The sequence below is a fragment of the Stenotrophomonas sp. TWI602 genome (assembly GCF_039674045.1).
Lineage (GTDB): Bacteria > Pseudomonadota > Gammaproteobacteria > Xanthomonadales > Xanthomonadaceae > Stenotrophomonas.
Map to the genome: position 1 here is coordinate 62454 of NZ_JBDJMT010000002.1, position 26249 is coordinate 88702.

24 protein-coding genes and 1 tRNA gene are annotated in these 26249 nt (G+C 67.4%); 8 read left to right on the forward strand and 17 right to left on the reverse strand.

What is annotated here, in order from left to right:
- Positions 1-118: 118 nt before the first annotated feature.
- Genes ABE483_RS02930 through ABE483_RS02945 form a run of 4 tightly spaced genes read right to left on the reverse strand, consistent with a single transcriptional unit; the run spans position 119 to position 3626 of the window.
- The gene (locus ABE483_RS02930; protein WP_123731154.1) at positions 119-721 is read right to left on the reverse strand and encodes a response regulator transcription factor; all 603 of its coding nucleotides are present in this window, start codon (positions 719-721) and stop codon (positions 119-121) included.
- Positions 718-1953, reverse strand: a complete 1236-nt coding sequence (locus tag ABE483_RS02935) for a sensor histidine kinase (protein WP_346481081.1) — start codon at positions 1951-1953, stop codon at positions 718-720. The genes ABE483_RS02930 and ABE483_RS02935 overlap by 4 nt, the downstream gene beginning before the upstream one ends.
- 6 nt (positions 1954-1959) lie before the next feature.
- Positions 1960-2730 (reverse strand): ABC transporter permease, encoded by a 771-nt coding sequence (locus ABE483_RS02940; RefSeq protein WP_346481082.1) that lies wholly within the window; start codon positions 2728-2730, stop codon positions 1960-1962.
- The gene (locus ABE483_RS02945; protein WP_346481083.1) at positions 2727-3626 is read right to left on the reverse strand and encodes an ABC transporter ATP-binding protein; all 900 of its coding nucleotides are present in this window, start codon (positions 3624-3626) and stop codon (positions 2727-2729) included. Before ABE483_RS02945 ends, ABE483_RS02940 begins: the two co-directional genes overlap by 4 nt.
- 205 nt (positions 3627-3831) lie before the next feature.
- Between ABE483_RS02945 and ABE483_RS02950 the strand changes: the two genes are divergently transcribed.
- From ABE483_RS02950 to ABE483_RS02970, 5 genes are all read left to right on the forward strand, one after another.
- On the forward strand, positions 3832-5067 hold the full coding sequence (locus tag ABE483_RS02950) for an efflux RND transporter periplasmic adaptor subunit (RefSeq protein WP_346481084.1): 1236 nt from the start codon (positions 3832-3834) through the stop codon (positions 5065-5067).
- A gap of 166 nt (positions 5068-5233) precedes the next feature.
- Entirely contained in the window at positions 5234-5923 is a 690-nt protein-coding gene (locus tag ABE483_RS02955; protein ID WP_102788867.1) for an ABC transporter ATP-binding protein, read from the forward strand.
- 14 nt (positions 5924-5937) lie between these two features.
- Positions 5938-7098, forward strand: coding sequence for an FtsX-like permease family protein (locus ABE483_RS02960; protein WP_313208847.1), 1161 nt, complete (start codon positions 5938-5940; stop codon positions 7096-7098).
- A gap of 10 nt (positions 7099-7108) precedes the next feature.
- On the forward strand, positions 7109-8419 hold the full coding sequence (locus ABE483_RS02965; protein ID WP_346481085.1) for an ABC transporter permease: 1311 nt from the start codon (positions 7109-7111) through the stop codon (positions 8417-8419).
- 431 nt (positions 8420-8850) lie between these two features.
- Positions 8851-11673 (forward strand): TonB-dependent receptor, encoded by a 2823-nt coding sequence (locus ABE483_RS02970; protein WP_346481086.1) that lies wholly within the window; start codon positions 8851-8853, stop codon positions 11671-11673.
- A gap of 803 nt (positions 11674-12476) precedes the next feature.
- Here the strand turns inward: ABE483_RS02970 and rarD are convergent.
- Entirely contained in the window at positions 12477-13397 is a 921-nt protein-coding gene (gene rarD / locus ABE483_RS02975; protein ID WP_313219913.1) for an EamA family transporter RarD, read from the reverse strand.
- On the reverse strand, positions 13394-14296 hold the full coding sequence (yedA, locus tag ABE483_RS02980; RefSeq protein WP_313219912.1) for a drug/metabolite exporter YedA: 903 nt from the start codon (positions 14294-14296) through the stop codon (positions 13394-13396). Before yedA ends, rarD begins: the two co-directional genes overlap by 4 nt.
- 178 nt (positions 14297-14474) lie before the next feature.
- On the opposite strand from yedA, the gene ABE483_RS02985 reads away from it, so the two are divergent.
- Positions 14475-15809 carry an MFS transporter gene (locus ABE483_RS02985; RefSeq protein ID WP_313208852.1) on the forward strand — a complete coding sequence of 445 codons (1335 nt, stop codon included), beginning with the start codon at positions 14475-14477 and terminating at the stop codon, positions 15807-15809.
- Complete coding sequence (locus ABE483_RS02990; RefSeq protein ID WP_346481087.1) at positions 15793-16233, forward strand: hypothetical protein; 441 nt, start codon at positions 15793-15795, stop codon at positions 16231-16233. The genes ABE483_RS02985 and ABE483_RS02990 overlap by 17 nt, the downstream gene beginning before the upstream one ends.
- A gap of 19 nt (positions 16234-16252) precedes the next feature.
- On the opposite strand, the gene ABE483_RS02995 is transcribed toward ABE483_RS02990, so the two are convergent.
- The 4 genes from ABE483_RS02995 to ABE483_RS03010 all read right to left on the reverse strand — a co-directional run bounded on the left by ABE483_RS02995 (position 16253) and on the right by ABE483_RS03010 (position 20739).
- On the reverse strand, positions 16253-17905 hold the full coding sequence (locus tag ABE483_RS02995) for a M28 family metallopeptidase (RefSeq protein WP_346481178.1): 1653 nt from the start codon (positions 17903-17905) through the stop codon (positions 16253-16255).
- A gap of 71 nt (positions 17906-17976) precedes the next feature.
- Entirely contained in the window at positions 17977-18909 is a 933-nt protein-coding gene (locus tag ABE483_RS03000) for an MBL fold metallo-hydrolase (protein WP_313219911.1), read from the reverse strand.
- Positions 18910-18949: 40 nt separating this feature from the next.
- Positions 18950-19279, reverse strand: a complete 330-nt coding sequence (locus ABE483_RS03005) for a hypothetical protein (protein WP_019185526.1) — start codon at positions 19277-19279, stop codon at positions 18950-18952.
- 170 nt (positions 19280-19449) lie between these two features.
- Positions 19450-20739, reverse strand: a complete 1290-nt coding sequence (locus ABE483_RS03010; protein WP_313208855.1) for a tryptophan--tRNA ligase — start codon at positions 20737-20739, stop codon at positions 19450-19452.
- A 107-nt stretch (positions 20740-20846) separates the two neighbouring features.
- On the opposite strand from ABE483_RS03010, the gene ABE483_RS03015 reads away from it, so the two are divergent.
- Positions 20847-21650, forward strand: a complete 804-nt coding sequence (locus ABE483_RS03015; protein WP_346481088.1) for a hypothetical protein — start codon at positions 20847-20849, stop codon at positions 21648-21650.
- 90 nt (positions 21651-21740) lie between these two features.
- Here the strand turns inward: ABE483_RS03015 and ABE483_RS03020 are convergent, their stop codons facing one another.
- The 7 genes from ABE483_RS03020 to birA all read right to left on the reverse strand — a co-directional run bounded on the left by ABE483_RS03020 (position 21741) and on the right by birA (position 26136).
- Positions 21741-21962 carry a CsbD family protein gene (locus ABE483_RS03020; RefSeq protein WP_019185523.1) on the reverse strand — a complete coding sequence of 74 codons (222 nt, stop codon included), beginning with the start codon at positions 21960-21962 and terminating at the stop codon, positions 21741-21743.
- A 198-nt stretch (positions 21963-22160) separates the two neighbouring features.
- Positions 22161-22298: an entericidin A/B family lipoprotein gene (locus ABE483_RS03025; RefSeq protein WP_019185522.1), complete on the reverse strand. Its 138-nt coding sequence runs from the start codon at positions 22296-22298 to the stop codon at positions 22161-22163.
- Positions 22299-22489: 191 nt separating this feature from the next.
- Positions 22490-23410, reverse strand: coding sequence for an arginase (rocF, locus tag ABE483_RS03030; protein ID WP_313208857.1), 921 nt, complete (start codon positions 23408-23410; stop codon positions 22490-22492).
- 93 nt (positions 23411-23503) lie between these two features.
- A tRNA-Thr gene (locus ABE483_RS03035) sits at positions 23504-23579 on the reverse strand.
- 41 nt (positions 23580-23620) lie between these two features.
- Complete coding sequence (locus ABE483_RS03040; RefSeq protein ID WP_346481089.1) at positions 23621-24427, reverse strand: SPOR domain-containing protein; 807 nt, start codon at positions 24425-24427, stop codon at positions 23621-23623.
- A gap of 9 nt (positions 24428-24436) precedes the next feature.
- Entirely contained in the window at positions 24437-25174 is a 738-nt protein-coding gene (locus ABE483_RS03045; RefSeq protein ID WP_346481090.1) for a type III pantothenate kinase, read from the reverse strand.
- The gene (gene birA / locus ABE483_RS03050) at positions 25171-26136 is read right to left on the reverse strand and encodes a bifunctional biotin--[acetyl-CoA-carboxylase] ligase/biotin operon repressor BirA (RefSeq protein WP_313208860.1); all 966 of its coding nucleotides are present in this window, start codon (positions 26134-26136) and stop codon (positions 25171-25173) included. The genes ABE483_RS03045 and birA overlap by 4 nt, the downstream gene beginning before the upstream one ends.
- Positions 26137-26249 lie beyond the last annotated feature (113 nt).

A 26249-nucleotide genomic window follows, 5' to 3' on the forward strand; every position in this document is an offset into this window, starting at 1 on the left:
CCGACCGTTGGTCGGTGGTATCGGATCGCATGCATCGCTGGCACCCCGGTAGTGCCGGCCGCTGGCCGGCTCCCGTTGTTCTCGACAGAGAGGGTGCAGAGCCGGCCAGCGGCCGGCACTACAGCCAGCCTTTCTGCCGCGCCAGCCGATACGCTTCGATGCGGTTGGCCACGCCGAGCTTGCCGATGCATTCGGACAGGTAGTTGCGCACCGTGCCGTGCGAGAGCCCGAGCTGGGTGGCGATCTCGCTGGCCGAGCGGCCGTCGCCGGACAGGCGCAGCACCTGGCGCTCGCGGTCGTTGAGCGGATCGGCCTGCGACCAGGCATCCAGCGCCAGCTGCGGATCGATCGCGCGGCCGCCGTGCTGCACCTGGCGCAGTGCATCGGCCAGGCGTTCGGCCGGGGCATCCTTGAGCAGATAGCCGCAGACGCCGGCATCCAGCGCGCGGCGCAGGAAGCCGGAGCGCGCGAAGGTGGTGACGATCACGACCTTGATCGGCAGGCCCTGGCGGGCGATCCGCTGCGCCAGTTCCAGCCCGGACAGACCGGGCATTTCGATATCGGTGACCAGGATGTCCGGCTGCAGCTGCTGCAGCATCCGCCACGCGGCTTCGCCATCGGCGGCGCTGCCCAGCACCTCGATGTCCGGCTCCAGCCCGAGCAGCGCGGACAAGGCGCCGCGCACCATCGCCTGGTCTTCGGCGAGCACGATGCGGATCATGATGCACCCCCGGCAGGCAGCGACGGCGCTGTCGGCACCTCCACCGGCGCCACCACGGCGGTGGTCGCGGCCGGCAAGGTGACCCGCACCGTCACGCAGGTGCCCTCCCCTTTTGCGGACTGCACCGCCAGGGTGCCACGCAGTGCAGCGACGCGTTCGCGCATCCCGGTCAGGCCGTTGCCATCGACGTGGGCACCGCCGCGCCCGTCATCACGGATCTGCATCAACAGACTGCGCCCGTCCTGCTCGAAGGTGATCCACGCCTGCCGCGCCTGTGCATGACGGGCGACATTGGTCACCGCCTCGCGCAGCACCAGCGACAGCGCACGCTCCGTATCGACCGGCATCGGCGGCGGTGGCGCGTAGTGCAGATGCACATGCTGGTACTCCAGCAGCAACCGCGCCGAGGCGAGTTCGGCCGCCAGATCGCTGGCGCGGATACCGGTGACTGCACTGCGCACTTCGGCCAGCGCCTGCCGCGCGATCGTTTCAGCCTCGTCCACTTCGCGGCGCGAGCCGGCTGGATCGCGGTCGGCCAGCTTGCGCGAGAGCTCCAGCTTCAAGGTGATCAAGGACAGCGTATGCCCCAGCAGATCGTGCAGATCGCGGCCAATGCGCTCACGTTCGGCCGTTGCCGCCAGCCGACGCACTTCGTCCTGGGACAGCTGCAGCGCTGCATCCTGTTCATGGCTCGCGGTTTCGAAATTGACCACCAGGCTGATGATCATCGCCATGCTCGGGATCCAGATCAGCGCCTGCCATGGATAGTGGGCCAACAAACCCACCACCACGAACAACGCGTTCAAGCCCACCAGCTGCAGCAGATAGCGCCCATAGCCACTGCGGCGCGAGACGCGCAGGGTGACACAGCCGAAAATGAAGTAGCTCACCGCCGAGGGGTACCACGCCAGCGGCACCAGCCCCAGTACCACCATCGACAGCGCATAGCGCGGCGCGTGGCAACGCGGTGCGAGCAGCACACCGGCGTACAGGACCAGGAACACCGGGTAGGTCAGCAGGGTCAGCGCCGCCCATCGCCACGTGTAGCCACCGCCGAACAGCGGCGTCAGGAACACCCACAGCGTCCACAGCAGGTGGATCGCATCGACCCACGGCGATCTGCCGCGCCGCAGGTTCTCGGCCACGGCCGAATCCGGCGCGGGGCGCAGCAGGGAGGCGAGCCGACTGAAGGGCACGGACGATTCCAAGGCAGAACGAACAGGCGCGATCATGCCACTTCAGCCGATCCGCCGCAGGCGGCGCCGTGACAGCCCAAGCGCCACGACGGTAATGCAAAGCAGTACGGCCACGTGGACCCAGGCACTGCCCTGCGCCGGCTGACCGACCGCCGGCAATGCCAGCTGGGCCAGATGCCAGGTCGGCCACAGCGGCGCCATGGCGCTGAACAGCGGTGGCAGCATCGACAGCGGCAGCCACAGCCCGGACAACAACGCCAACGGCAGATAGACCAGGTTGACCACCGCCGGCGCCGCGTTGGCGCTGACATGGCTGCCGATCAACAGGCCGATCGCGCCCAGCGGCAGCGCCGCGAACGCCGCCACCGCCAGCAGATGAAGCGCGGCCCAAGGGGTGACAGACACACCAGCGCCCATCGCCACCGCCATGAGCAGCATCGCCACCAGCACCGCGAACAGGACGGCCATCAGCAGACGCGCGAGCAGGGGTGCCATCGGTGGCATCGGCAGTGCACGCTTGAGTGTGAGCAGGCCGCCCTCGCGGTCCAGCGCCAACTGCACGCCGAAGCCGAACAGCGCCGGCGCCATTGCACCGAACACGCAGTAGGTGGCCAGCAGATAGATCGAGGCCTGGCCGCGACCGAGCAGCACACCGAACAAAGAATAGAACAACACCGGGAACAGCAGCGACGGCAGCACGAAGCCCGGGTAGCGCCAGGCACGCCGCAGTTCGCACACGATCTCGGCGCGGTAGATCGGCCACGCGGGCACGCGGGCGGACGTGGCGGATACGGTTTCAGTCACGGTGTTCATGCGGCCTCCCGGGTCAGTTCAACGAAGGCGTCGGCCAGCCCGCCGCCATGCACGTCCAGTTCCTGCAGCTGCGGATCTTCGGCGAGCAGCCGCGCGACCACCGGCTCGGCCGGTTCGGCCAGCAGCTGCAGGTGCAGGCCATCGCGCACCGCCTCGCGCACGCCCGGCCAGGTCTTCAGCGTCTCCACGTCCAGTGCGCTGCGGCAGCGGATGCGACGCGGCGCGAGCTGCTGGCGGAACTGCGCCAGCGGACCATCGGCCAGCACCCGGCCCTGTTCGATGACCACCACGCGCTGGGCCAGCGCCTCGGCTTCTTCCAGGTAATGCGTCGTCAGCAGCACACCGCGACCCTCGGCCGCCAGCTGCCGGATCGCCTGCCAGAGCTGCTGCCGTGCCTGGATGTCCAGGCCGGTGGTCGGCTCATCGAGGAACAGCAACTGCGGCCGCCCGCAGACCGCGATGGCGAACTGCACCCGGCGCTGCTGGCCGCCGGACAGCGTTCCGTAGCGACGCCGGGCAAGATCGGTCAGCCCGGCCAGTGCAAGGCAGTCCGCCAGTGAGCGCGGATCGACGTAACAGGTGCGCGCCAGATCAATCAGCTCCCGGACCTGCAGCACCGGTGGCAACGCGGTGGCCTGCAGCATCACCCCGATGCCGCCGCGACGGTCCCGATCCTGCGGGTCGCCGCCGAGCAGCTCCACCCGACCCGCATCCGCGCGGCGCAGGCCCAGCAGCAGCGAAATGGCCGTGCTCTTGCCGGCGCCGTTGCGGCCGAGCAGGGCCAGCACTTCACCGCGGTGCAGCGAGAAACTCACGCCCTGCAGGGCGGCGACGTCACCGTAGTGGACCTGGACGTCGTGCAGACAGGCCAGTGGCGAGGCAGTGGATTCAGTCATGGCGGACTCCCGGAGAGGACACCCACAGCTTCTGCTGCCGGCCGCGGCCACCCCAGTGGCCGTCGTCAGCCCATGCGGGTGACAGCTGTCACTGCCGCCGCCGCAGGCCGCCGGGCATGCTGTGCACCACCCCGGCCACCGTGCCGGTTTGCCCCCCGGCCGCCGATGCGGTCACACTCGGCCCGATTCCCCGTCCAGACTCACGATGAACGCATCCGCTGAACTGCTCAAGGAACTCCGCATCGACCGCAAGGCCGGTTCCCCGCCCCCGTCGCCCTCGCGACGCGGCCGCTGGATCGTGTTGGCGATCGTCCTTCTCATTGTGTTGGCCGGCCTGGCCTGGTTCGTGCTCGGTCGCGAGCGCCCGATCGCCGTGACCACCGCGCCCGTGGTGGCGATCCAGCAGGGCGGTGCCAGCAGCTCGGTGCTCGACGCCAGCGGCTATGTGGTCGCCCGGCGCATGGCCACGGTCTCGGCCAAGATCACCGGCAAGGTGCGTGAGGTGATGATCGAAGAAGGCATGCGCGTGGAAGAGGGCCAGGTGATGGCCACGCTCGACCCGATCGATGCCAACGCCCAGCGCAGCCTCTCGGCCTCGCAGCTGGAGGCGGCGCGCAGCCAGCTCGCCGGTCTCCAGGCCCAGGTGGCCCAGGCCGATGCCGAAGCCGGCCGCCTGCAGGCACTGGTCGGCCAGCAGCTGGTCTCGCGCTCGCAGTACGACCTGGCCATCGCCCAGCGCGACAACCTGCGCGCGCAACTGCGTACTGCCCAGCGCAACACCACCGTGGCCAGTGATTCGCTGGCGATCGCCGACCTCGGCGTGGACAACAACATCGTGCGCGCGCCGTTCTCTGGCGTGGTCACCGCCAAGGCCGCGCAGCCTGGCGAAATCGTCTCGCCGCTGTCGGCGGGCGGCGGGTTCACCCGGACCGGCATCGGCACCATCGTGGACATGGAGTCGCTGGAGATCGAAGTCGAGGTCGGCGAATCCTTCATCGGCCGCGTGCAGCCGAAGATGCCGGTCGAAGCCACCCTCAATGCCTACCCGGACTGGAAGATTCCGGCCGAAGTGATCGCGATCATTCCCACCGCCGACCGCGGCAAGGCCACCGTGAAAGTGCGCGTGGCGCTGAAGACGAAGGACCCGCGCATCGTTCCCGAGATGGGCGTGCGGGTCAGCTTCCTGGAAAGCGCCCAACCGGCCGAAGCGACCAAGCCGCAGGGCGTGCGCGTGCCGGCTTCGGCGATCGTGGAGCGCGAGCAGAAGACCGTCGCCTTCGTGGTCAAGGACGACGCGCGGGTGGAACAGCGCGCGATCACCGTGGGCACCACGCTCAACAACGACCGTCAGGTCACCCAAGGCCTGAGCGCCGGCGAGGTCGTGGTAACCACCCCACCGGCCGAGCTCCATGACGGCAGCAAGGTCACCGAAACCCCCTGACGGGCCAGCAGCTGCGTCACGCGAGCCGCTCTCACGCTCGCGGCAAGTGCGATTCCCTCGTGCCGTCACGGCGCGCACGGTGGCGGCTGTCCGTCACCGCGGAACCCGGCGGCCCTCGCCCGGGCGCGCCGTACGCCCTTTCTTCCCGATCCACGGAGAACCACCCATGTCCACCCTGGTTTCGCTCCGCAACATCACCAAGACCTACCAGCGCGGCCCCGAGAAAGTGCAGGTGCTGCACGGCATCGACCTGGACATCCAGGCGGGCGATTTCGTCGCGTTGATGGGCCCCTCCGGCTCGGGCAAGACGACCCTGCTGAATCTGATCGGTGGGTTGGATACGCCCACCGCCGGCGAGATCGAGATCGAAGGCGAGCGCATCGACCGCATGAGCGGCGGCCAGCTCTCGACCTGGCGCAGCCACCACGTCGGCTTCGTGTTCCAGTTCTACAACCTGATGCCGATGCTGACCGCCCAGAAGAATGTGGAGCTGCCGCTGCTGCTCACGCACCTGGGCGCAGCGCAGCGCAAGCGCAACGCCGAGATCGCGCTGACCCTGGTCGGCCTGGCCGACCGCCGCAGCCACCGCCCGAATGAACTCTCCGGTGGCCAGCAGCAGCGCGTGGCGATCGCCCGTGCGATCGTTTCCGACCCGACCTTCCTGATCTGCGATGAGCCCACCGGTGACCTGGACCGCCAGTCCGCCGAGGAGATCCTGGGGCTGCTGCAGCAGCTCAACCGCGAGCACGGCAAGACCATCATCATGGTCACCCATGATCCCAAGGCCGCCGAGTACGCCACGCACACGGTGCACCTGGACAAGGGCGAACTGGCCGACGCGCCAGCGGCCCACTGACGGAGGAGGCGGCGATGAAATACTTTTCGCTGGTCTGGGCACAGCTGTTCCGCAGCAAGACCCGCACCCTGCTGACGTTGTTGTCGGTGGTGGCGGCCTTCCTGCTGTTCGGCATGCTCGATTCGGTCCGGGTGGCGTTCAACTCCGGCGGTGACACCATCGAAGGCGCCAAGCGGCTGGTGGTCTCCTCCAAGCTCTCGATCACCCAGAGCCTGCCCCTGCGGCTGCTGCGCGATATCGAAGCCACCCCGGGCGTGCGCAAGGTCAACTACGCCATGTGGTTCGGCGGCATCTACCAGGACCAGAAGAACTTCTTCCCGAGTTTCTCGGTCTCGGACAACTACATGGACCTGTACCCGGAGTTCGAGCTGCCGCCCGAGCAGGCCGAGGCATTCAAGAACACCCGCACCGGTGCCCTGGTCGGTGAAGCCCTGGCCAAGCGCTTCGGCTGGAAGCTGGGCGACACCATTCCGATGCAGGCCACGATCTTCCCGCGCAAGGGCAGCAACGACTGGCCGCTGGAATTGACCGGCATCTTCCGGGCCAGGGACCGCAACAACGCCGGTGCGGAGAACCAGATGATGCTGCACTGGAGCTACTTCGATGAATCCAACGACTACATCAAGAACCAGGTCAGTTTCTATACCGTGCAACTGGAGAACCCTGCCCATGCCTCACGCGTGGCGCAGGCGATCGATGCGCTGTCGCTGAACTCCGATCATGAGACCAAGTCGCAGACCGAGGCCTCGTTCTCGCAGGCCTTCGCGAAACAGTTCGCCGATATCGGCCTGATCGTCACCGGCATCATGGCCGCGGTGTTCTTCACCCTGGTGCTGCTGACCGGCAACACCATGGCCCAGGCCGTGCGCGAGCGCATCCCGGAGCTGGCGATCCTCAAGACGCTGGGCTTCAAGGATGGCACCGTGCTGGTCCTGGTGATGGTCGAATCGGTGCTGCTGATCGTGCTCGGCGGGCTGATCGGCATGGGCCTGGCCTCGATCGTGATGCCGGTGATCAGCGCCAGCAGCCAGGGCATGATCAGCCTGCCCGGCGTGCCAGCGCAGACGTGGGGGGTGGCGCTGTGCCTGATGGCGGTGATCGGAATCGTGGTGGGCCTGCTGCCGGCATTGCGGGCGCAGCGGTTGAAGATCGTCGATGCATTGGCCGGGCGCTGAGGAGACCACCATGAAAACGCACTGGATGTGGAACGTAGTGACCGTGGTAGCGCTGCTGGTCGCCCTGGTGGTGTGGATCGTGCTGCCGTGGTGGATGGTGCTGGCGATCGCCGTGCTGCTGGCCGCGTGGCTGGTGCTTACCCGCAATGGCCGCTTGTCGCTGGCAGTCGCACGGATCGGCATCGCCAGCCTGCCGCAGCGCTGGGGTGCCTCCTCGGTGATCGTGGTCGGCATCGCCGGCGTGGTCGGTGTGCTGGTGGCGATGCTGGCCATGGGCGATGGCTTCAAGGCCACCCTGGAGCGCAGCGGCAGCGATGACGTGGCGATCGTGCTGCGCGGCGGCTCGCAGGCGGAAACCAACTCGGTGATCATGCGCGACCAGGTCCCGTTGATCGAGAACCTGCCCGGCGTGGCCCGTGGCAACGACGGCAAGCCGCTGATCTCCGCCGAGCTGTCGCAGGTGATCAGCCTGCTCTCGCGCAGCGACCACAGCGATACCAACGTGCAGTTCCGTGGCGTCGGCGAGCAGGCGTGGGCGGTGCGCGACAACGTGCGCATCATCGCGGGCCGCAGGTTCAAGCCCGGCCTGCGCGAAATCGTGGTCGGCAAGGGCGCGCAGGCACAGTTCGAGGGCCTGGAGATCGGCAAGACCCTGCAGCTGGGCAAGCAGGAATGGACCGTGGTGGGCGTGTTCGCCTCCAACGATGTGCACGAGTCGGAGCTGTGGTCGGACACGCAGACGCTGTCCACCACCTACAACCGCAGTGCGTATCAGTCGGTCAACGTGCGCACCGAGGGGGCGGCGGGCTTCAAGCAGTTCAAGGACGCCATGGAGGCGGACCCGCGCCTGAAGCTGGATGTGGAAACTACCCGTGACTACTACCGCAAGCAGTCCGGCGGCCTGAGCAAGCTGATCAGCATTCTGGGCACGGTGATCGGCGCGATCATGGCGATCGGCGCGGTGTTCGGTGCGCTCAACACGATGTACGCGGCCGTGGCCACGCGCGCGCGCGAGATCGCCACCATGCGCGCGATTGGATTCCGCGGCGTGCCGGTGGTGACCGCGGTGATGCTGGAGACGATGCTGCTGGCCCTGCTCGGCGGCCTGCTCGGTGGGCTGGTGGCGTGGCTGGTGTTCAACAACTACACCGTCTCCACGCTGGGCAACAACTTCAGCCAGGTGGTGTTCCAGTTCCAGGTTTCCCCGCAGCTGCTGTGGACGGGCCTGAAGTGGGCACTCGGCATCGGCCTGGTCGGCGGCCTGTTCCCGGCACTGCGCGCGGCGCGGCTGCCGATCACCACGGCATTGCGCGAGACCTGAGCGATACGTTTGAACAACGCGCGTGCGCGTGATCGCGCACGCGAAATACCAAGTCTGGAACCGCACTTGCAAGAGTGCGGTTCTTTTTTTGTGCGTGCGTGTTCACTGCACGTTTAGCTGTCGATCGCGCAGCTGTACGCGCGCTGCGACGACACGCCGCACGCACTCAAGTTGCCTCGCACGTCGCCGCTATTGCTGCCTCGGCCCACTGCGAGGGTGCTGTTGTCTTCGCGCTGCACGACGATGTGAAAAAGGTTTCGTCTGAATGCGTGGTTTTGTCAGCCATCGTTCATTTACAGCGGTTTTTACGCTTTCAAATGAAAGTAAAAAATTTGAAAAGTCATTAGACTCCCGCCCCCCACGTCGTGGTGTGTTGTTCCCCACGCCGCCCCAACGGGCGAATGTTTTTACAGAGAAAGAGAAACGCACGGATGTATTTGAAGACCAATCCGCTGCGCAACGCGATCGCCATCGCGCTTGTCGCCAGCTGCAGTGCCCCCGCCTTCGCACAGAGTGCCGATGACGGCACCACCAACCTGGATCGCATCGAGATCACCGGCTCGCGCATCCGCCAGGCCAGTGTCGAATCGGCCCAGCCGGTCGTCGCGCTGAACCGCGCCGAGATCGAGAAGAAGGGCTACGTCAACGTCGCCGACATCCTGCAGGACGTCACCGCCGCCGGTTCGCCGAGCATGAGCCGTGCCTCCTCGCTGGAATCGGGTCGCGACTTCGGCGGCATGTACGTGAGCCTGCGCAACCTGGGCCCGGAACGCAGCCTGGTGCTGATCGACGGCCGCCGCATGGGCGTCAGCGCTGGCGGTTACTCCGATCTGGCCTCGATCCCGTCCTCGATCGTGGAGCGCGTGGAAGTGCTGACCGACGGTGCCTCGGCCCTGTACGGCTCGGACGCCATTGCCGGCGTGGTCAACATCATCACCCGCAAGAACTTCGACGGTGCCGAAGTCAGCGCCTACGTCGGCCAGTACAGCGAAGGCGACGGCCAGAAGACCGCCTACAGCGCGACCTTCGGCAAGACCTTCGACCGTGGCTGGGTCACCGTGGGTGGCGAGTACACCGACGAAGATCCGGTCCTGGGCGGCGCGCGTGCGTTCACCGCATACCCGAACGGCCCGCGCCACACCGGCGACGGCCTGAGCGGCGTCACCCCGTGGGGCTACGCGACCGTGGATGGCAGGAACCTCAGCGTGGGCCCGGGCGGCGATCCGACCCAGCTGGGCAATTTCAAGCCGGCGGACAAGGCCAACGACGCCAACACCAAGACCAACATGAGCCTGGTCACCGGGCTGCAGCGCAAGTCGGTGTTCGCCAACGGTGGCTTCTCGATCACCGATGACCTGCGCCTGGTCGCCGATGCACTGTACAGCGAGCGCGAGTCCAGCAAGCAGCTGGCCGGCTACCCGTACCAGAGCACCGGTTCGCGTGCGCTGCTGTCCAAGGACAGCGCGTTCAACCCGTTCGGTCGTGACGTTGCCTTCGCGCATCGCACCGAAGAGCTGCCGCGCGGCACCGAAAACAACCTGACCACCAAGCGCGCCAGCCTGGGCCTGGAAGGCAGCTTCGAGACCGGTTCGCGGTACTGGGACTGGAACGTCAGCTACATGTACAACCGCAATGAAGGCGAGCGCATCGGCACGGGCAGCATGTACCAGCCGAACGTGAACCAGTCGGTCGGCCCGTCGTTCCTGGATGCCAACAACGTCGCCCATTGCGGTAGCGTCGGCAACGTGATTGCCGGCTGCACCCCGTGGAACCCGCTGGCCCCGATGGGCTATACCGGCCCGGGCTCGCTGAGCAACCAGGACGTGCAGGACTTCCTGTTCACCCGCTTCACCGACAAGATGCAGAGCACCACCAAGGTGGCCAGCGCCAACATCTCCGGCTCGCTGTTCAGCCTGCCGGCCGGTGACATCCTGGGTGCACTGGGCGTGGAGCACCGCAGTGAAGAAGCCAGCTACTCGCCGGACCTGATGGTCCAGAAGGGCCAGATCGCCGGCACCACCGGCCAGCCGACCCAGGGCGATTACTCGCTCAACGAGGTCTACCTGGAACTGCAGGTCCCGCTGCTGGCCGACATGGCCTTCGCGCGTGAACTGTCGCTGGACATGGCCGGTCGCTATTCGGACTACAACAACTTCGGCTCGACCACGAACACCAAGTTCGGCCTGAAGTGGAAGCCGATCGACAGCCTGCTGGTGCGCGCCACCTACGGCACCGGCTTCCGTGCACCGACCGTGGAAGATCTGTACGGCGGCACCACCAGCACGCGCGATTCGTACACCGATCCGTGCGACACCAGCTTCGGCGCGGCTGCCAACAACCCGCAGGTCCTGGCGCGCTGCCTGGCCAACGGGGTCCCGGCCAACTTCCGCCAGCTCGCCGCTGACGGCACCGCCGCGACGGTACCGGGCCAGCAGGGTGGCACGGACTTCAGCTCGGGCTCCAACGCCGCACTGAAGCCGGAAACCGCCAAGACCTGGACCGTGGGCGTGGTCTACAGCCCGGAGTTCGTCTCGGGCCTGGACCTGAGCCTGGACTGGTGGAAGATCCGCATCAACGACGTGATCGTCGGTGAGTCGGCCACGGACATGCTCAACCAGTGCTACGTGCTGGGTGTGGATGCCGCATGCGACCGCTTCACCCGTGCCAAGTCGGGCCGCACCATCGGTCAGGTCAACGGTCTGGACCGCACGCTGTTGAACGCGGGCTACCAGGAAACGGCCGGCTATGACCTGTCGGTCCGTTACCGTCTGCCGGAGCTGGCGATCGGCAAGTTCGCGGTCTCCTGGAACACTACGTACGTGGACTACCTGGAGCGCAAGAACGACAACGTCGACACCACCCCGGTGCATCAGTACACGGGCTGGGAGGGCAACTTCCGCGTGCGTTCGAACCTCAATCTGGACTATCAGTACGGCAACTTCGGCCTCGGCTGGACGGCGCGTTACTACTCCAGCATGAAGGAGAACTGTGCGTACACGACCGAGTGCAGCAATCCGGGCTTCAGTTCGGCGTACACGGGCCGCCAGGGCATCAACAAGGTGGGCTCGAACACGTTCCACGATATCCAGGTGCGTTATGTGCTGCCGTGGAATGGCACGGTCTCGATGGGCCTGAACAATGTGTTCGACCATCAGGGTCCGATCATGTACAGCCAGCCGAACAGCAGCTTCACGTACTACGGTGGGTTCGATATCGGCCGCTATATGTACATGAAGTATCAGCAGCGTTTCTGATCGGGTTCGCCTGATCACCCTTTTCTGATCTGCGGCTTACTCTCTCCAAGCCGCTGAGTGGAAGTAAGACGGCGCCTTCGGGCGCCGTCTTTTTTTTGATCTCGCGAGACTGCAGGAGGTGTGAGTTGAGACGCAACAGCAGAGCAACAGCGCAAAAGCGCAAAAGCGCGTAGGGCTGCGGTCGCGCTGGTTGGGGCGGGCACGGGTGGGTTCGCGGGACCCGCTGCAAGTACGTCCATGTAAGCTCGTATGCCGCCATCCATGGCGGCATACGGTCCCGCCAACCCACCCGTGCCCACCCTTTGACAGTGGGCTGGTGCGCAATGGAACAGCAGCACCGCGGCTGCGGCTTTTGATCTGCCCGGCTTTGATCTGCGCGGCTTTCATCTGCTCAGCGTTGATCCGCCCAGCTTGATGGGCTCAGCGTTGCTTTGCTCTGCCTCACAGACTCCGCTCCACCTGCTTGGCTACGCTCTGTCGTGGCTGCGCTCTATCCTGGCCGCCCTCTGTCTTGGCTGCGCTATGACTTCGCTACGCTTCGACGGGCGTTGCTTCCACCGGATCAATACGCTCGGCGCTGCAGCAATGGCGCCGCAGCGCCGTGCCGCCTGTCGCTTTGACTTTGGCCACCAGCCCACTGTCGGAGGCGGGGTGTGGGTGGGTGCGCGGGACCATATGCCGCCATGGATGGCGGCATATGAGCCCCCATGGATGGGTTCACGGCGGGTCCCGCGCACCCACCCACACCCCGCCTGGCCACGCACCCCGGCAAACCAGGGCTCAGGCTTTCAGGCTTTCAGCCTTCAGCGCTTCAACGCACCACCCACCCGCGACCGCCACACTCCGTCGCCGATGAACAGCAGCAACCCGGTCCAGATCGCCGCGAAGCCCACCGCCTTGGCCGTATCGAACGGCTCGCGGAAAAAGAACACGCCCAACAACAACCCGATACTGGGCGCGATGTACTGCAGAATCCCGACCAGCGACAACGGAATCCGTTTCACCCCGTACGCGAAGCCGATCAACGGCAACGCCGTCACCGCACCGCCGAAGATCAACAGCGCATCATTGCGCCAGCCCCAGCCGCTGAAGAAACCGCCCCCGTGCCCGTTCTCGCTCCACAGCGCGAACCCGATCGCCGGCAGGAACAGATACAGACTCTCCACGCCGAGGCCGGCCACCGGGTCCACCGAGATCATCTTGCGCAGCAGTCCGTACAGGCCGAACGAACAGGCCAGCCCCAGCGCGATCCAGGGCGGCGTTCCCGCATCGAGGGTCAGCCATGCCACACCGAGGGCCGCGCAGCCCACCGCGAGCCACTGCAGGCGGCGCAGGCGCTCTTTGAGCACCACCACGCCGAGCACCACGCTGACCAGCGGGTTGATGAAGTACCCCAGGCTGGTCTCGATCACGTGCCCGGCGTTGATCGCCCAGATGTACAGGCCCCAGTTGAACGCGATCGCCACGCTGCTCAGTGCCAGCGTCGGCAGCGCGCGCGGCTGCGCGGCGATGGCCTTCCACCAGCCCACTCCGTTGCTCAGCAGCAGCCAGGCCACCACCAGCACCGTGCTCCAGATGATGCGGTGCGCGATGATCTGCTGCGAAGGGACCGCCTTGAGCAGGTGCCAGTAGACCGGCACCAGGCCCCACAGGGTGAAGGTGAAGGCAGTGATCGCGAACCCGCGGCGTTGTTCCTGCAGGCTGTGTTGGGCGGGCAGGCTCACTTCGCGCGCGTCCGGGCCAGGGTCAGCACCACCACGCCGGCCAGGATCACCGCCATCGCGAGGAAGTCACGGCCGCCGAAATGCTCGTTGCCGATGATCACGCCCAGGATCACCGCGATCACCGGATTGACGTAGGCGTAGCTGGCCACCAGCGCCGGGCGCACGTTGTGCAGCAGCCACACGTAGGCGGTGAAGGCGACGATCGAACCGAACATGCACAGGTAGGCCACCGCCAGCAACCCATTCATGCTGGGCCAGGTGGTCGGGCGTTCGCCACTGAGCAGGCCGAGCACGATCAGCATCGCGCCACCGCAGAGCATCTGCCCGGCGGCGGTCATGAACGGGCTGGGCAGATCCAGGCCGCGCGCCCAGATCGAGCCGAAGGCCCAGCCGATCGGGGCGATCAGCAGCAGGATCAACCCCTGCGGCGTAGCGGTCAGGCTGCTGCCGGCGTTGAGCCAGACCACGCCGAGGAAGCCGATCGCGATGCCCAGCCACTCGCCACGGCTGGCGTTCTGCCCGCGCATCGCGCCGAACAGGGCCATCCACAGCGGCACCGAGGCCACGGCGGTCGCGGCCAGGCCCGAGGACACCGTGCGCTCGGCCAGCACCACCATGCCGTTGCCCAGCACCAGCATGGTCAGGCCCATGATCGCCAGGTTGCGCCACTGGCGCCGGGTCGGGGCAGGCGAGCCACGCCAGCGCAGCACGGCGTACATCAGCGAGCCGGCGATGATGAACCGGCCGCCGGAAACCATCGTCAGCGGCAGCGCGCCGCCCTCCAGCGCCAGCCGGATCCCGAGATAGGTGGACCCCCAGACCACGTACACCAGCAGCAGCGCCAGGACGACCAGGCCGCTGCGGGGAGCGGCCGACGGGGATTCGGGTAGGACGGCCATGGGCCACCACAGTGCGGGGGAACACGAATTCTAGGCCGTTGCCGATGGCGCGGCACCCCTTGTGCTGGCACGCTGATTTCACCGGGCCGCCTCGTGCTGCCTGACACGCACCCGTTTTTGACGTGCGGTAAGGTAACAAGAGCAATCCACGCTTCCCCGCCAGGACCCCCTACCCTGTATGAGTACATCCGTCCCCGCCACCGCGGCACCTTCCGACCGGGCCGCCCTGCGGCGTTCCATCTCCAATACCCTCAAAGGCTCGGCCGGCAATCTGGTCGAGTGGTATGACGTCTACGTCTACTCGGTCTTCGCGGTCTACTTCGAATCCCAGTTCTTCTCGGCCGCCGACAAGAACTCCACGATGTACGTGTGGGCGATCTTCGCCGCCACCTTCCTGATGCGCCCGATCGGCGCGTGGTACTTCGGCCGCTTCGCCGACCGCTACGGCCGCCGGCTGGCGCTGACGGTGTCGGTCACGGTGATGGCCGCCTGTTCGTTCCTGATCGCGATCACCCCGACCGCCTCGCAGATCGGCATCTGGGCGGCGGTGATCCTGCTGTTCGCGCGCCTGCTGCAGGGCTTCGCCACCGGCGGCGAGTACGGCACCAGCGCGACGTACATGTCCGAGGCCGCCATCCCCGGCCGGCGCGGCTTCCTGTCCTCGTTCCACTACGTCACGCTGGTCGGTGGCCACGTGCTGGCGCAGCTGACCCTGCTGGGCATGCTGACCTTCTGGGACAAGCCGGAGATCTCCGCCTGGGGCTGGCGCGTGGCGTTCGGCATCGGCGGCATCGCGGCGATCGTGGTGTTCTGGCTGCGCCGGAGCATGGACGAATCGCTGCAGACCGATTCCATCGAAGCCGCACGCGATGGCCGCGCCAAGGCCTCCGGCTCGATGCGTGAGCTGTTCGTCAACCAGTGGCGTCCGCTGCTGCTGTGCTTCCTGATCACCGCCGGCGGCACCGTCGCGTTCTATACCTATTCGGTCAACGGGCCGAAGATGATCCAGAGCGCATTCGCGGGCGATGACGTCATGACCGGCACGATGATCAACCTCGGCGTGCTGACCTTCCTGATGGTGCTGCAGCCGATCGGCGGCTGGCTGTCGGACATGGTCGGGCGCAAGAGCCTGCTGGTGTTCTTCGGCATCGGCGGCGTGCTGTACAGCTGGTACCTGATCACTGAACTGCCCAACCAGCACGATCCGTTCATGGCCTTCCTGGTGCTGGGCATCGGCTTCGTGATCCTGACCGGCTACACCTCGATCAACGCCGTGGTCAAAGCCGAACTGTTCCCCACCCATGTGCGCGCACTGGGCGTGGGCTTTGGGTATGCGATGGCCAACTCGCTGTTCGGTGGTACCGCGCCGCTGCTGTACCAGGGCGCGCTGAAGACCGGCCAGGTCGGCATGTTCGCGGTATACGTCACGGCGATCATCGCCGTCTCGCTGGTGGTCTATATGTTCTTCCTGACCAACAAGGGCCCGAACTGGCTTGATGGCACGCGCAAGTAACCGCGGCACGGCCCACCCCGCGATCGCGCGGGGTGGGGGGATGCTCGCGATGCTGGTCCCGGGCTTCGCCCAGGCCGGCACCGCTGCTCATGCAATCAGCGCCCCTGCGGGCGCTGCATTGTTATGGGGGGCTGCCCTGCTCGCCACCGGCACGACCGTGGCGTGGGTGCTGGGTCGGCCATCGGCACAGGCCCGCTGGCCGCGTATCGGTTTCGGCCTGGCGCTGCTGGCGGTGATGGTCGCCCTGGCCCTGCAACTGGCGGCCGACCTCGGCAGCGGGCACAGCGCGCTGCAGCTGCGTTTCGGCCGGCATGCCGCCAGTGCCGACACCCAGCCGGCGCGGTTCGGCTGGATGATCGCCTGTTACCTGGCCGCGCTCGTGGCCAGCGGCTGGGGCGCCTGGCGTCTGTTGCGGCGGCGCTGAGCGCCGCCGACGGTACGCCTCAACGGCGCGCCGATTCGCTCTTCTCGCGCTCGGCGCGGAATTCGGAGCCTTCTTCCCACTGCGGCCAGCGACGGCTGTTGGCCAGCTCTGCGCCCAGGTCGTAGACCAGCAGGGTATCGGCGGCGTGGCCGCTCGGATCCCAGCTCGGGGTCCACGCATCGCAGGCCTGGTGATAGCAGGCAGCGAAGTAGGCATCGCGCAGCTCTCGGCCCTTCTCGATCCCGCCCTCACGCATGTCCAGCCCCGGCCCGATGGTGATCGCCGGCACGCCGAGGCGGGCGAAGGCGAAGTGGTCGGCGCGGTAGAAGAAGCCCGCTTCCAGGTTCGGATCCGGCGAATAGGTGCGGCCACGGGCCTTGGCCACGCGCTCCAGGTCGCCTTCCAGCGACACCCGGCCCTTGCCCCACGACGCGATATCGCGGGTCGGGCCATCCGGGCTGAACATCTCGATGTTCAACACCGCGGCGGTCTTGTCCAGCGGGGCCAGCGGGTGCGCGGCGTAGTAGCTGGCACCGAGCAGGCCCTTCTCTTCGGCGGTCAGCGCCACGAAGTACAGCGTGCGCTGCGGCTGCGGGCCGGCAGCGAAGACGCGGCCCAGCTCGAGCACGGTGGCCACGCCGGTGGCGTTGTCGATCGCGCCGCGACGGATGCGGTCGCCCTTGGCATCAGGCTGGCCGATACCGAAGGCATCCCAATGCGCGGAGAAGATCACCGCTTCATCGGCATGCGCGCCGCCCGGCAGCTTGGCCACCACGTTGCGGGTGATCACCTGCTCGCGCTTGAGCTTGAAGTCCACCGAGAGCTGCGCATCGCCCAGCGCGACCGGCTTGAAGGCCGGGGTCATCGCACGGCGCTTCTCGGCCTCGAAATCCAGGCCCGCATCGCGGAACAGCTGCTCGGCCAGGCTGCGCTGCATCCAGCCGCGCACCGGCACGTGCTGGGCCAGGGCCTGCTCGCGGGTGCGTTCGATATCGAACAGCGGCGAGGTGCCCGAACTCTTCACCGTGGCCCAGCCATACGCGGCCGGCGCGGTCTCGTGCACGATCAGCACGCCCTGCGCACCGCGGCGCGCGGCCTCTTCGAATTTGTAGGTCCAGCGGCCGTAATAGGTCACCGCCTTGCCATCGAACGCGCCCGGCTGGTCGGCCTCGAAATCGGCGTCGTTGATCAGCACCACCGCGATCTTGCCGTGCAGATCGACGTCCTTGTAATCGTTCCAGTGGCGCTCGGGCGCATCGATGCCGTAGCCCACGAACACCAGCGGAGCGTTCTTGATCGCCACCGCATCCTGCGGACGCAGGCTCTGCAGGGTCACGTCTTCGCCATTGACCAGGGCGCGCTGCTTGCCCTTCTGGCGCAGCTGCGCACGCACCGGGCCATCGACCTGCGCACGCACCATCGGCACCGGCTGCACCCAGCTGCCGTCGACGCCGCCGGGCTGCAGGCCGTACGTCTTGAACTCTTCGATCAGGTACTGGACGGTGCGCTCTTCACCCGGCGTGGCCGGCGCGCGGCCTTCGAACGCGTCCGAGGCCAGGATGCGGACATGCCGCGACAGGGCCTGGGGATCGATGCCGCCACCGGGCAGGTCATTGGCGGCGTGGGCCAGGCCGCCCACGAACAGGCAGGACGACAGCAGCAGCATGCGCATCGGATTCACGGCAGACACCAGGACGGAAAACAGGACACCGGAGTGTAACGTGACACCTCCGTGACCGTGCACTAGCGCCGATCGCGATCCAGCCAGCAGGCCAGGCCCTGGGCGTTGAGTTCGATGTCCATCGCCAGCACCCGGGTCACCGCCTCATCATCGAGCGGGCAGCCATGCGCCTGCGCGCGTTCCAGGTACAGCGCGGTCAGCGCCGCGACCAGGCAGCGATGCCGATCCGGCCGACCATCGCATTGGCGACCGATCTCGACCATCGCATCGATCTGCTCGACAAGATCCGCCGCCAGTTTCCGCGGCGGTGCCACGCGCCCGTAGTGGGTCAGGTACATGGCCTGTGGATCGTAGGCCAGCATCTTCGCGATCGACTGCTTCAGCGGCTCGGGATCGAACTGCACCGGCGATGAGGTCGGCACGATGAAGGCCCCCTGCGCGCTGTCCAGCTCGCGGTAGGACAGCCCGAAGGTATCGCCGGTGAACCAGCTGCGGCTGCGTGCATCCCACACGCACAGATGATGACGCGCGTGCCCGGGCGTATCCACGCACAGCAGCGGGCGGCCGGCCAGATCCACGGTGTGGCCCTCCTCGGCAATCACCACCCGGTCGGCAGGGACCGCCAGGATCGGCCCATAACTGCGCGCGATCTCCGCTTCGCCATAGACCTCGGTGGCACCGGCGATCAGCCGGGCCGGATCGATCATGTGCGGCGCGCCGCGCGGATGCACCACCAGCGTGGCGTTGGGCAGCTGCTGCATCAGCAGGCCGGCACCCCCGGCATGGTCCAGATGCACGTGGGTGAGGATCAGCCAGTCGACCTGCTCGGGTGTGCAGCCGGCGCGCGCCAACGCGGCGAGCATCGCCGGCACGGCCAAGCCGGTACCGCAATCGATGAAGGCCGCCCGGCCGTTCTCGACAATCAGGTAGGCGGCATCGAAATCATCGCGCTGGAACGCGGTGTCAATCGTATGAATGCTGGGCTCGGAGTGCATCAACACATCCCTGGCACGAAACGCCTCCATCTTACGTCGATCAGTGCAGCGGCTTCGATGCGGCTTTGGTCGCAGTCGCGCTCAGCAGTGGCCCACGCAGCAGCACCGCGGCCACCATCACCGCCAGGAATGCACCGTAGGCATAGAGCACCGCCAGCACCTGTCGCCAGATCGGTCCGGCATCGTTCTGGACCACGCCGATGTGGTGGCCCCACAGCATCGCCAGGATGCTCAGCACGAAGGCCAGCACCAGCGCAGCACCATCGAACACGCGGCGCGCGGTGCCACGCGGCTGGCGCGGAAACAGCCAGTACAGCGTGCCCAGCAGCACGAACCAGGGCAGGAACAACAACAACGACAACCAGGCCATCGCAGTCTCCCGTGCAGGAACACGCCCCTGCGGCGTGCAGGGGCATCATGCCATAGCGGTTGCATCGACCCACGGTCGATGCCTGCGTGATGGGGCGTTCGCCTGGTTGCCGGCCAGCGGCCGGCACTACGTGATGCTGCGGTTACCTGGTCGCCGGACAGCCGCCGGCATTACCCGCGCAGCGCCTGGAGTGCGGCCAGCACCACGTCCACCTCGGCCTCGAGCTTGAACAGCTCACTCTGCAGGCCGTCGCCATGTTCGGTCTGCTTGAGCACGCCGATCAGCTGGCCGGCGTCACGCGGCGAATCAAAGCCTTCGCTCTGGATCAGCAGCGTGCCGTCACTGGCCTGCAGCTTGAAGTAGAAGCGGCCATCCTGTTCGCGGTACTGCTTGAACAGCGGCGGTGCAGCGCGTGCGGCCCCGCTTTCCTCGCTGGGCACGTCACCGGCGGTGGAGAGATCGCGCAGGCCGACCGCATGACGCAGCTCCTTGAGCAACGGCACCGCGAACTGCTCGCGCAGCTGCTGGCCACGACGACGCAGCAGCGCCTCGATCTTTTCCGGCTCGGCCATCAGCGCGTCATAGCGCTCGCGCAGCGGGGTGATCTCGCTGTCGATGCGCTCGAACAGCTGCTGCTTGGCATCGCCCCAGCTGATGCCCTCGGCGAAGGCCTGCGCGAACGCCGCGGTCTGCTCCGGGGTGGCGAACGCCTGGTACATCTGGAACAGCGCCGAGCCTTCGGTGCTCTTGGGCTCGCCGGGTGCGCGCGAATCGGTCAGGATCGAGAACACCAGCTTCTTCAGCTCCGCGCGCGGGGCGAACAGCGGAATGGTGTTGTGGTAGCTCTTGCTCATCTTGCGGCCGTCCAGGCCCGCCAGCGTGGCGACCTGCTCATCGATCACGACCTCCGGCAGCGGGAAGAACGCCTGGCCGTAGACATGGTTGAAGCGCTGCGCGAAATCGCGCGCCATCTCGATGTGCTGGATCTGGTCGCGGCCGACCGGCACGCGGTTGGCCTTGAAGATCAGGATGTCGGCGGCCATCAGCACCGGGTACATGAACAACCCCGCGCTGACCCCGGCGTCGTCATCCAGCTGCTCCTCGCGGTTCTTGTCCACGGCCGCCTTGTAGGCGTGCGCGCGGTTGAGGATGCCCTTGCTGGCGATCACGGTCAGGAACCACATCAGCTCGGTGGTTTCCGGGATGTCGCTCTGCCGGTAGAACCACACCTTGTCCGGATCCAGCCCGCACGCCAGCCAGCTTGCCGCGATCTCCAGCGTGGAGCGCTGGGTGCGCTCGGGCTCCTGCGCCTTGATCAGGCTGTGCAGGTCGGCCAGGAAGAAGAAGCTCTCGATCTCCGAGGCCTGGCTGGCGGTGATCGCCGGACGGATGGCGCCGACGTAGTTGCCCAGGTGGGGCGTGCCGGAGGGGGTGATGCCGGTAAGAACGCGGGTAGTCATGGGGAATCGATGCGGACAGATGAACCGCCCCAGTTTACCTGCCCGCGCTCGACCCCGTTGGCCGGGGCCGTGCGTTTGATCCTGCACCTGCCCTGCGGAGCCTTCCCATGAAACACCTGATCCTGCCCCTGCTTGCCGTGCTGGCCCTGTGCGGCTTCAAACCGTCGGTCCCGCTGCGTCACGACACCGGTCCGATCCACCTGACGGTGATCGACCGCGACAGCGGCCAGGCCCTGACCCAGTACCGCAAGGACGGCCAGCGCTGGATCGCGGGGCAGCAGGGCCACCGTTACAGCGTGCGCCTGCGCAACGGCAGCGCCGAGCGGGTGCTGGTGGTGCTCTCGGTGGATGGTCTGAATGCCATCAGCGGCGAGGTGGCCGCGCCCCACCAGACCGGCTACGTGCTCAACCCGTGGCAGACCACCGATATCCACGGCTGGCGCAAATCCGCCGAGGAAGTCGCGCAGTTCGTGTTCACCGATCCGGACCGCAGCTACGCCGGCCGCACCGGGCGCCCGGCCAACATCGGCGTGATCGGTGTGGCGGTCTTCCACGAAGCCGGGCGCGTGTCCTGGGACGCCGCGCCCGCCGTGGCCGGCGCGGCCGATGCCAAGGCGCGCCCCCAGGCACGGTCGTCTTCCATGGAGACCGCCCGCGTGACCGGTTCCACCACCGCGCCGGCACCGCAACTGGGCACCGGCCATGGCCAGCGCGAGCCGTCGCGGGTGCGCAACACCACATTCGAGCGCGATACCGCGTCTCCGGCGCAACAGGTGCAGGTGCGCTACGACAGCGAACGCAACCTGGTGGCACGCGGCATCATTTCGCGGGTGAACGGGCCCGTGCGTGGCGAGCCACAGGCCTTCCCCGGCCAGTACGTGCCCGATCCACCGCTGTATCGTCGCCGCTGATCGCCAAGGCACCCCAACAAAAACGGGCCGCTCTCGCGGCCCGTTCCGGTTTCAACCCCCGACGGCGGTGCCGTCGTCACGGATTACCCCTCAGTGGTAATCCGGATAATCCTTGCGCATGGCAGCTTCGAAGTCGCGGACTTCGGTTTCAGCACGGTCGCGTGCCCAGCCATAGCGTTCCTGCAGGCGGCCTGCGAGGTACTCGGCGTTGCCTTCGGCCACCTTGAAATCGTCGTCGGTCAGGTCGCCCCACTTGGCCTGCGCCTTGCCCTTGAGCTGCGTCCACTTGCCGGAAATGATGTCTTTGTTCATGGGTTCGCTTCCTCGATTGCAACGGCAATCTCGCCGTGGGATCAGAATGCGCCCGCCCGCGTTGGCACGCGGTCAAGCGACGATGAAGCGCACACTCACGAGCTTGAATGGATTCACCACACACGTTGCGCGGTCATTTTCTGGACATGAAAAAGGCCGGGAATCCCCGGCCTTTTCCGTTGACGCCTGATCCGTGGATCAGTTGCCCTTGGCAGCGCCTTCGACCGTTTCACCGGCCTTCTGCACGTCCTTGCCAGCACCAGCAACGGTGTTGCAGCCGGACAGCATGGCGACCGAGAACATCGACAACAGCATCAGTGCGATAACACGCTTCATAGGGTTCTCCTGGTTGATCAAATTCAATACCGGAATCCGGTCCCGCCTGTCAGATGAGCACGCCAGCGCAACTCCTCTTCCTGACCTGCAGCGCTGTGGGTCGAAACACACGGCGCCGCGTGACGTGCAATCTGGCGGGAGAGGCGTGCAGCGGATGTGAATGCAGGAAAACGCTGTTCAGCCAGACGTCCTCAATCACGCATCAGCGTCGACTTGCCGAACAGGCTTTCGACCAGATCCACCGCCAGCTCCGCGGTGGCGTTGCGGTTGTCCAGCAGCGGATTCAGCTCCACGATGTCCAGCGATCCCATGCGCCCGGTGTCGGCGATCATCTCCATCACCAGCTGTGCTTCGCGGTAGTTCACCCCGCCCGGCACCGTGGTGCCGACGCCGGGTGCAATGCTGGGATCCAGGAAATCCACGTCGAAGCTGACGTGCAGGTGCGTGTTGGCATCGATGCCGGCCAGCGCTGCCTCCATCGTGCGCTTCATGCCGGCTTCGTCGATGTAGCGCATGTCATAGACATCCACCTGGTGCTGCTTGATCAGGCGCTTCTCTTCCTGGTCCACCGAGCGGATGCCGATCTGGTGCACCTGCTGCGGGCGGATCGCCGGCGCATCGCCACCCAGCCGGGTCAACGCGTCCGGGCCGAGCCCGCACAGGCAGGCCACCGGCATGCCGTGCACGTTGCCTGACGGGGTGACCTCGCTGGTGTTGAAATCCGAATGCGCATCCAGCCACAGCACGCGCAGGTCCTTGCCCTGCTCGCGGCACCAGCGCGCGACCGCGGTGATCGAGCCGATGCCCAGGCAGTGGTCGCCGCCGAGCATGATCGGCATGCGCCCGGCCTGTAGTTCGCCGTAGGTCGCGTCCATCAGCGCGCGGTTCCAGGCCACCACTTCGTCAAGATGGCGGTAGCCGTGCACCGGTGCCGTCCACGGGTTGCGCGGACCGGCCAGGTTGCCAAGGTCGCGCACGTCCACGCCGCGCGCGGCCAGTGCATCCCCCAGCCCGGCAATGCGCAGGGCGTCCGGTCCCAGACCCGCGCCACGGTGGCCCGCACCGATATCGGTGGGCACGCCAATCAGGGAAACCGGGGAATACATCGCCATCGCTGTTGCCTCCGTTGCAAAGAGGCCCAGCATAGCCAGCGCGGCGTGATACGACTCGCGGCGCTGCAGCAGTCGTCATCGACCGTGCATCAATGGTGCCGGCACCCGGATTCGAACTGGGGACCTACCGCTTACAAGGCGGTTGCTCTACCAACTGAGCTATGCCGGCATCGGCATCGCGGCGGGACGACCCGTCGCGGAGCCGGGATTCTAGCGCAAGCGCGCGCATTCCAGCGAGCGGTGCTGGGCCGCGCCGCTGCGCTGGCGGGCCACGGCGGTGCCGGTACCGTCGGCCAGGGTCGCATCCAGCCACCACTGCGCGCTGCCATCGCCTCCGCTGGCGACCATGGTTGCCTTGAAACCGGCCGCGCTCAGGGCGGCCAGGCGGCGATCGGCGCCTTCGCGATTGCGGTACTGGCCCAGGGCGATGGCGTTGGTGTCCTCGCCCTGGGCAATGATGTAGTAGTCGCTCACGCCCGCTGCCACGATCCGCTTGACCGTGGCCTGCGCCGCCTCCCGGCTGGCGGCGGGCGGCAGCAGCACGCGGTAACGGGTGGCGCCGGCATCGGCCACCTCCCGCAGCTTGGCCCCACGCAGGGCAGCCCCGGCGCGCGACTGGGCGGCCTGGGCGGCAGCGCGGTCAGCGAAGGGCCCCAGGCTCACGCACTGTGCGGGTGCGGGTGCGGGCGGTGCGGTGACGGGTGCGGGTACGGCGGGCGGTGCGGGTGCGGCGGCCACCGGAGCGGGCGCAGGCACGCTGGCGGCGGGCCTGGGCGCAGAGGTGTCAGCCACGGCGGTCGCCGGCGCGGAGGCGGGCGTCACGTCCTGCAGGGCTGGCGTGGCATCCGGGGAAGCCACCATGGTCGTCGGCGCCTGGGTGGCCGGCAACACCTCCAGCTGCGCCACACCGGCCGGCGAGGCCGGCGGTTCGCTGGCCGGTTCGCCACGCAACAGCCACCACAGCGCGACACCGAGGTTGAGAATGACCAGGACGACGATCAGGGCACGGGTAAGCATCGGCTGATCCTAGCCTGCCGATGGCGGTTGATGCACGGCCCAGCGGGCCAGCCCATCAAGCACCAGCGAGGGCTGGAATTCGGCATCGCCGAGCAGCGGCAGCAACGCGGGCGCACCGCCGCCGTGCACCAGCAGATGCGGCAACGCACCGAGCCGTTCGCCGCCCTGCACGCGGCTGCGTTCGATCAGCGCCACCGCGGCCCCATCGCAGCCGGAGGCCAGCGCATCGGCGGTGTCGTTGGCGAACTCGCTGTAGTCACCGCCCGCGGCCGGCAGCTGCACGGCACGCGCGTGCAACGCTTCGCGCATGGTGGTCGGCGAGGCCGAGATGCGCCCGCCGTGGTGCTGGCCCTCGGCGTCGAGCAGATCGATGGTGAGCGCGGTGCCGACGCCGGCGATCAGCACCGCCTGGCCACGTGCAGCCACCGCCAACAGCGCCAGATAACGGTCCACGCCGAAGCGGGCGGGGTCGGCATAGGCGATCCGCACACCGGCGTACTCGGCTTCGGTACGTGCCACGCGGACATGGCGGAAGCGCGCCTGCAATACGTCCAGCATGGCCGCGGTCAACGAAGGTGCGGCGACACTGGCAACGTAGGCGGTGTCGCCTGACGGCAGCGCATCCAGTGCCGCGGCCGGCATCGCTTCAGCGCCATGCGGCCACGCCTGCACGTCGCCCGCGCGCACGCCCTGCAGCGGCGCGAACTTGAAGCGCGAATTGCCCAGATCAAACAACCAGTCGCTCATTGCGCCCTCACGCTGACTTCGCCCGCATGGAAAACCCGTTCGTTGCCGTCGATGCGCACGCGCAGCGCCCCGTCGTCGGCCAGACCCAACGCCGTGCCGGCAAACAGCACGCCGCCTTCTTCCACCTGCACCTCGCGCCCGGCCAGGCTGTCCAGCGCGGCATAGCGCGCGAGGAACGGTGCCAGGCCGTCCTGCTCGAACGCATCCAGCGCCGGCAGCAGGCCGGCCAGGATGCGCGCGACCACCACGTTGCGCGACGTCTGTGCGCCGGACAACGTGTCCAGATCGGTCCAGGGCTGAGTGATCTCCGCGGCGAACGCAGCGGGCATGCGCACGTTGACGCCCAGGCCGATCACCGCACGTGCGGGGCCGGCGAACTCACCGCCGCCCTCGATCAACAGGCCGCCGAGCTTATGCCCGTCGACGACAAGGTCATTGGGCCACTTCAGGGCGACGTCCGGATAGCCGGCCTCGCGCAGTGCCTCGGCCACCGCGACCCCGGCGACCAGGCTCAGCCCGCCCAGCCGCGACAGGCCACCGGCAAACCCCCGCAGCACCGAGAGATAGACATGCGCCGCCAGCGGTGAGGCCCATGCCCGCCCACGGCGGCCACGGCCGCGGGTCTGGCGCTCGGCCAGCAGGACGATCGCGCCGCGCTCCGGCGCGCTGCAGCGCAGCAATTCACTGTTCGTTGACGCGACCGACCAGGCCGTCTGCAGGGAGCTCAGCTGGTCGCCGACGGCGGCCGGCAACGCCGCCTGGATGGCCTCGGCGTCCAGCAGATCCAGCGGCTGCTGCAACTGGTAGCCGTCACCGGCGCGGCCGTCGATATCGACGCCAGCCGCCCTAAGTCCTTGAATCCGCTTCCAAATCGCGGCGCGGGTCTGGCCCAGTTCGCGCGCCAGCGCGTCGCCGGACAGGCGCCCGGCGCCCAGTTTGGCCAGCAGTTGGCGGTCGTCCACGGCAGCTTCCATCGGGTAAACGGGAAAAGTATGCGGGAAAGCCGCCGCCAGCGCCCGCCCGGAGGCCTTCCAATCCTCCGGCCGAATCGGGCTAGAATCGAGAACTTGACCCG

Bases quoted from the DNA above. Each gene is read 5' to 3' on its own strand.
- ABE483_RS03010 (WP_313208855.1), bottom strand. From the start codon at position 20,739: ATGACTACCCGCGTTCTTACCGGCATCACCCCCTCCGGCACGCCCCAC.
- ABE483_RS02945 (WP_346481083.1), bottom strand. From the start codon at position 3,626: ATGACTGAATCCACTGCCTCGCCACTGGCCTGTCTGCACGACGTCCAG.
- rocF (WP_313208857.1), bottom strand. From the start codon at position 23,410: ATGGCGATGTATTCCCCGGTTTCCCTGATTGGCGTGCCCACCGATATC.
- ABE483_RS02935 (WP_346481081.1), bottom strand. From the start codon at position 1,953: ATGATCGCGCCTGTTCGTTCTGCCTTGGAATCGTCCGTGCCCTTCAGT.
- ABE483_RS02955 (WP_102788867.1), top strand. From the start codon at position 5,234: ATGTCCACCCTGGTTTCGCTCCGCAACATCACCAAGACCTACCAGCGC.
- ABE483_RS02995 (WP_346481178.1), bottom strand. From the start codon at position 17,905: ATGCGCATGCTGCTGCTGTCGTCCTGCCTGTTCGTGGGCGGCCTGGCC.
- ABE483_RS03020 (WP_019185523.1), bottom strand. From the start codon at position 21,962: ATGAACAAAGACATCATTTCCGGCAAGTGGACGCAGCTCAAGGGCAAG.
- ABE483_RS03040 (WP_346481089.1), bottom strand. From the start codon at position 24,427: ATGCTTACCCGTGCCCTGATCGTCGTCCTGGTCATTCTCAACCTCGGT.
- ABE483_RS03025 (WP_019185522.1), bottom strand. From the start codon at position 22,298: ATGAAGCGTGTTATCGCACTGATGCTGTTGTCGATGTTCTCGGTCGCC.
- ABE483_RS03005 (WP_019185526.1), bottom strand. From the start codon at position 19,279: ATGGCCTGGTTGTCGTTGTTGTTGTTCCTGCCCTGGTTCGTGCTGCTG.
- ABE483_RS03045 (WP_346481090.1), bottom strand. From the start codon at position 25,174: ATGAGCGACTGGTTGTTTGATCTGGGCAATTCGCGCTTCAAGTTCGCG.
- ABE483_RS02970 (WP_346481086.1), top strand. From the start codon at position 8,851: ATGTATTTGAAGACCAATCCGCTGCGCAACGCGATCGCCATCGCGCTT.
- ABE483_RS02960 (WP_313208847.1), top strand. From the start codon at position 5,938: ATGAAATACTTTTCGCTGGTCTGGGCACAGCTGTTCCGCAGCAAGACC.
- yedA (WP_313219912.1), bottom strand. From the start codon at position 14,296: ATGGCCGTCCTACCCGAATCCCCGTCGGCCGCTCCCCGCAGCGGCCTG.
- ABE483_RS02965 (WP_346481085.1), top strand. From the start codon at position 7,109: ATGAAAACGCACTGGATGTGGAACGTAGTGACCGTGGTAGCGCTGCTG.
- ABE483_RS02985 (WP_313208852.1), top strand. From the start codon at position 14,475: ATGAGTACATCCGTCCCCGCCACCGCGGCACCTTCCGACCGGGCCGCC.
- ABE483_RS02990 (WP_346481087.1), top strand. From the start codon at position 15,793: ATGGCACGCGCAAGTAACCGCGGCACGGCCCACCCCGCGATCGCGCGG.
- ABE483_RS02930 (WP_123731154.1), bottom strand. From the start codon at position 721: ATGATCCGCATCGTGCTCGCCGAAGACCAGGCGATGGTGCGCGGCGCC.
- ABE483_RS02940 (WP_346481082.1), bottom strand. From the start codon at position 2,730: ATGAACACCGTGACTGAAACCGTATCCGCCACGTCCGCCCGCGTGCCC.
- ABE483_RS03000 (WP_313219911.1), bottom strand. From the start codon at position 18,909: ATGCACTCCGAGCCCAGCATTCATACGATTGACACCGCGTTCCAGCGC.
- ABE483_RS02950 (WP_346481084.1), top strand. From the start codon at position 3,832: ATGAACGCATCCGCTGAACTGCTCAAGGAACTCCGCATCGACCGCAAG.
- ABE483_RS03015 (WP_346481088.1), top strand. From the start codon at position 20,847: ATGAAACACCTGATCCTGCCCCTGCTTGCCGTGCTGGCCCTGTGCGGC.